Source organism: Methylobacterium sp. 001424705, assembly GCF_059816145.1.
The window spans coordinates 1-657 of record NZ_JCBANU010000090.1 but is presented as its reverse complement, the minus strand read 5'-3'; the positions used below and the strand labels follow the sequence as shown (position 1 = coordinate 657).

Here is a 657-nt window from a genome sequence, read left to right as displayed (position 1 = left end):
GCGGTGCAACCTTAACGGTTTGTTGCCGATGCGCGTTCAGGATGCCTCAACCTTTGGAGGATCCTGGCCCATGCGTGTGCTGCTGATTGAGGACGACGCCTCTGTCGCGCAGAGCATCGAGTTGATGCTCAAGTCCGAGAGCTTCAACACCTACACCACGGATTTGGGTGAGGAGGGGATCGATCTCGGCAAGCTCTACGACTATGACATCATCTTGCTGGATCTGACCCTGCCGGACATCTCGGGCTACGAGGTGCTGCGCACGCTGCGGGCCGCGAAGATCAAGACGCCGATCCTGATCCTCTCCGGCATGGCCGGCATCGAGGACAAGGTGAAGGGCCTCGGCTTCGGCGCCGACGACTACCTGACCAAGCCCTTCCACAAGGACGAGCTCGTCGCCCGCATCCAGGCGATCGTGCGCCGCTCGAAGGGCCACGCCCAGTCGGTGATCACCACCGGCGACCTGATCGTGAACCTCGATGAGAAGACGGTGGCGATCGCGGGCAGCTACGTGAAGCTCACGGGCAAGGAGTACCAGATCCTGGAGCTGCTCGCCCTGCGGAAGGGCACGACGCTGACGAAGGAGATGTTCCTCAACCACCTCTACGGCGGCATGGACGAGCCCGAGCTGAAGATCATCGACGTCTTCATCTGCAA

1 protein-coding gene is annotated in these 657 nt (G+C 61.3%); it reads left to right on the top strand.

Translation table 11 applies throughout. The features are described 5' to 3' along the window. Positions 1-70: 70 nt before the first annotated feature. Positions 71-657, top strand: a 587-nt coding sequence (locus tag AC6EUL_RS22885; RefSeq protein WP_499872912.1) for a response regulator transcription factor, incomplete at its 3' end; no start/stop codon positions are given.